General features: G+C 70.8%; 4 protein-coding genes. 1 reads left to right on the top strand and 3 read right to left on the bottom strand.

All coding sequences use genetic code 11. From position 1 onward, the window contains the following. On the top strand, positions 1–391 hold a 391-nt coding region (locus BZL64_RS36765), incomplete at its 5' end, for a hypothetical protein (protein ID WP_086773352.1). 70 nt (positions 392–461) lie between these two features. Here the strand turns inward: BZL64_RS36765 and BZL64_RS36760 are convergent. From BZL64_RS36760 to deoC, 3 genes are read right to left on the bottom strand one after another with little or no spacing between them, the layout of a single operon-like run. After that, positions 462–1,361, bottom strand: coding sequence for an aldehyde dehydrogenase family protein (locus BZL64_RS36760; RefSeq protein ID WP_086773351.1), 900 nt, complete (start codon positions 1,359–1,361; stop codon positions 462–464). Next, on the bottom strand, positions 1,354–2,790 hold the full coding sequence (locus BZL64_RS36755) for an aldehyde dehydrogenase family protein (RefSeq protein WP_086773350.1): 1,437 nt from the start codon (positions 2,788–2,790) through the stop codon (positions 1,354–1,356). The genes BZL64_RS36760 and BZL64_RS36755 overlap by 8 nt, the downstream gene beginning before the upstream one ends. 5 nt (positions 2,791–2,795) lie before the next feature. Continuing rightward, positions 2,796–3,758 (bottom strand): deoxyribose-phosphate aldolase, encoded by a 963-nt coding sequence (gene deoC, locus BZL64_RS36750; protein WP_086773353.1) that lies wholly within the window; start codon positions 3,756–3,758, stop codon positions 2,796–2,798. Positions 3,759–3,836 lie beyond the last annotated feature (78 nt).

The following is a 3,836-nucleotide window of genomic DNA, read 5'->3' as shown; positions in this document are numbered from 1 at the left end:
CTCCTCCAACTCGACCGGCCGGCGCGCGCTGGCCCTCCTCGCGACGGCCGGTGCGGCCCTGGGGGCGGGCGCGTCGGCCGCCGCCGCCGACACCCAGCCCGTCGTCGACCCGGTGCGCACGAACCCCACCTCCATCGGCCGGCTCGACCCGCAGTCCGGCGTGCAGGGCGCGCTCGGCTCACTGCCTTACGTCACGGGGGCCGTCTCCAACCTCAAGCCGAACCCGCTCGCGGGCACCGGCGTCGACCCGCTCGACAACGGCGTGGGCACCCAGCTCGCCGACTTCAAGCCGCTGACGTCCCAGATGCTGACGGGCCCGGTGGCGCAGGCGCAGTCGATCGGGTCGATCCCGGTGCTGGGGCAGGTGACGGGGCTGCTGGGCGGGCGCTGAGGGGCACGGCAGAGGGCCGCGGCCTCCCCGGACGGGGAGAGGCCGCGGCCCTCCGGCTTGTCGGGACGGCTCAGTAGGACGAGCCGGACGCGCCCAGCGACCCCGTCGGGTGCCAGACCGTCTTCGTCTCCAGGAACGCCGTCATGCGCTCGATGCCCGGCGTCGCCCGCCAGTCGTCCACAGGCTGTGGACGAAGGACGCGCTTGAGGTTGTCGGCCGCCGCGATCTCCAGCTCCTTCGCCAGTACGTCGTCGGCGCCGGCCAGGTCGATCGCGTTGACGTCCTGGTGGGAGGCCAGGGGCGCCGCGATCTCCGCGGTGCGGCCCGAGAGGATGTTGACCACGCCGCCGGGCAGGTCGGAGGTGGCCAGGACCTCGCCCAGGGACAGGGCCGGGAGCGGCGACCTCTCGCTGGCGATCACGATCACCGTGTTGCCCGTGGCGATCACCGGGGCGATCACCGAGACCAGCCCCAGGAACGACGACTCCTGCGGGGCCAGGACCGTGACGACACCCGTCGGCTCCGGGGAGGACAGGTTGAAGTACGGGCCCGCCACCGGGTTGCCGCCGCCCACCACCTGGGCGATCTTGTCGGTCCAGCCCGCGTACCAGACCCAGCGGTCGATCGTGGCCTCGACCAGCTCGTTCGCCTTCGACTTGGACAGGCCCTCGGCGTCCGCGACCTCGTGGACGAACTGGCTCTTGCGGCCCTCCAGCATCTCGGCGACGCGGTAGAGGATCTGGCCCCGGTTGTAGGCCGTCGCACCGGACCACGCGCCGAACGCCTTGCGCGCGGCGACGACCGCGTCACGGGCGTCCTTGCGGGAGGAGAGCGGCGCGTTCGCCAGCCACTTGCCCTTCGAGTCCGACACCTCGTACACCCGGCCGCTCTCGGAACGCGGGAACTTCCCGCCGACGTACAGCTTGTAGGTCTTGAAGACACTGAGTCGCTGTTCGGACTTCTCAGACATCGAGGTACGCCTCCAGGCCGTGGCGGCCGCCCTCGCGGCCGAAGCCCGACTCCTTGTAACCGCCGAACGGCGAGGTGGGGTCGAACTTGTTGAACGTGTTGGACCAGACGACACCGGCCCGGAGCTTGCTCGCCACCGCCAGGATGCGCGAGCCCTTCTCCGTCCAGATGCCCGCCGACAGGCCGTACGGCGTGTTGTTGGCCTTGGCGACGGCCTCGTCCGGGGTGCGGAACGTGAGGACCGACAGCACCGGGCCGAAGATCTCGTCGCGGGCCACGGTGTGCGCCTGGGTGACGTTCGTGAACAGCGTCGGGGCGAACCAGTAGCCGGAGGTGGGGAGTTCGCACTCCGGGGACCAGCGCTCGGCGCCCTCCGCCTCGCCCCGCTCCACCAGGGAGGTGATGCGCGCGAGCTGCTCGGCGGAGTTGATCGCGCCGATGTCGGTGTTCTTGTCCATCGGGTCGCCCAGGCGCAGGGTGGAGAGCCTGCGCTTGAGGGAGTCCAGCAGTTCGTCCTGGATCGACTCCTGGACGAGGAGGCGGCTGCCCGCGCAGCAGACCTGGCCCTGGTTGAAGAAGATGCCGCTGACGATGCCCTCGACGGCCTGGTCGATCGGGGCGTCGTCGAAGACGATGTTCGCGCCCTTGCCGCCCAGTTCGAGCGTGAGCTTCTTGCGGGTGCCCGCGACCGTCTTCGCGATCTCCTTGCCGACGGCGGTGGAGCCGGTGAAGGCGACCTTGTTCACGTCCGGGTGCGCGACAAGCGCGGCGCCCGCGTCGCCGTAGCCGGGAAGGATGTTCACGACGCCCTTGGGCAGTCCCGCCTGGCGGCAGATGTCCGCGAAGAAGAGGGCGGACAGGGGAGTCGTCTCGGCGGGCTTGAGGACCACCGTGTTGCCGGTCGCCAGTGCCGGGGCGATCTTCCACGCCAGCATCAGCAGGGGGAAGTTCCAGGGGATGACCTGGCCCGCGACGCCCAGCGGAAGCGGGTTCCGGCCGAACCCGGCGTGGTCCAGCTTGTCGGCCCAGCCCGCGTAGTAGAAGAAGTGCGCGGCGACCAGCGGGAGGTCCGCGTCGCGGGTCTCCTTGATCGGCTTGCCGTTGTCCAGCGTCTCCAGGACGGCCAGCTCGCGGCTGCGCTCCTGGATGATGCGGGCGATCCGGAACAGGTACTTCGCGCGCTCCGCGCCGGGCAGCGCCGACCACTTCTCGAACGCCTTGCGGGCGGCCCGCACGGCACGGTCGACGTCCTCGGTGCCGGCCCGTGCGATCTCCGACAGCACCTCCTCGGACGACGGGGACACCGTCTTGAAGACCTTGCCGTCGGCGGCCTCGGTGAACTCGCCGTCGATGAACAGGCCGTAGGAGGGCGCGATGTCGACGACCGAGCGGGACTCGGGGGCCGGTGCGTACTCGAACAGAGAAGCCATGGTGATCAGTCCACCGTCACGTAGTCGGGGCCGGAGTAGCGGCCGGTGGCCAGCTTCTGGCGCTGCATCAGCAGGTCGTTCAGCAGCGAGGAGGCGCCGAAGCGGAACCAGTGGTTGTCCAGCCAGTCCTCGCCCACGGTCTCGTTGACCAGGACCAGGAACTTGATGGCGTCCTTCGTGGTGCGGATGCCGCCGGCCGGCTTCACGCCGACCTGCACGCCGGTCTGGGCGCGGAAGTCGCGGACCGCCTCCAGCATCAGCAGGGTGTTCGCGGGCGTCGCGTTCACCGCGACCTTGCCCGTGGACGTCTTGATGAAGTCCGCGCCGGCGAGCATGCCGAGCCAGCTCGCGCGACGGATGTTGTCGTACGTCGACAGTTCGCCCGTCTCGAAGATGACCTTCAGGCGGGCGCTCGTGCCGCAGGCCTCCTTCACGGCGGTGATCTCGTCGTACACCTTCAGGTACTTGCCCGAGAGGAAGGCGCCGCGGTCGATGACCATGTCGATCTCGTCCGCGCCCGCGGCGACCGCGTCGCGGACGTCAGCCAGCTTCACGGGGAGTGCGGCGCGGCCGGCCGGGAAGGCGGTGGCGACGGAGGCGACCTTGACGGACGAGCCGGCGACCGCCTCCTTCGCGGAGGCGACCATGTCCGGGTACACGCAGACCGCGGCGGTCGACGGGGTCGTGCGGTCGGTCGGGTCGGGGTGGACCGCCTTCGCGCCGAGCGCCCGGACCTTGCCCGGGGTGTCCGCGCCTTCCAGCGTCGTCAGGTCGACCATCGAGATGGCGAGGTCGATGGCGTACGCCTTCGCGGTCGTCTTGATGGAACGGGTACCGAGCGCCGCGGCGCGCGTCTCCAGGCCGACCGTGTCGACGCCGGGGAGCCCGTGGAGGAAGCGGCGCAGCGTGGTGTCGGACGAGGTGACGTCCGGGAGGGGCGGTGCCGCGGTGGGTGCGTTGGTGGGCATGGTCACCAGACGAGCATATCTACGCGCGTAGCGGCTGTACAGGCCTCGGGGCGTTCTGGAAGGGGCACGGGCGGGGCC

Origin of the sequence: Streptomyces bobili, assembly GCF_002154575.1 — a bacterium.
In the GTDB taxonomy this organism is placed as follows: domain Bacteria; phylum Actinomycetota; class Actinomycetes; order Streptomycetales; family Streptomycetaceae; genus Streptomyces; species Streptomyces bobili.
Note: the sequence above shows the minus strand (reverse complement) of the source record. Positions and strands in the feature narration are given on the sequence as shown.

What these genes read in the sequence shown, in the direction of transcription:
- BZL64_RS36755 (WP_086773350.1), bottom strand. Translation starts at nt 2,790, where the DNA reads ATGGCTTCTCTGTTCGAGTACGCACCGGCCCCCGAGTCCCGCTCGGTC.
- BZL64_RS36760 (WP_086773351.1), bottom strand. Translation starts at nt 1,361, where the DNA reads ATGTCTGAGAAGTCCGAACAGCGACTCAGTGTCTTCAAGACCTACAAG.
- deoC (WP_086773353.1), bottom strand. Translation starts at nt 3,758, where the DNA reads ATGCCCACCAACGCACCCACCGCGGCACCGCCCCTCCCGGACGTCACC.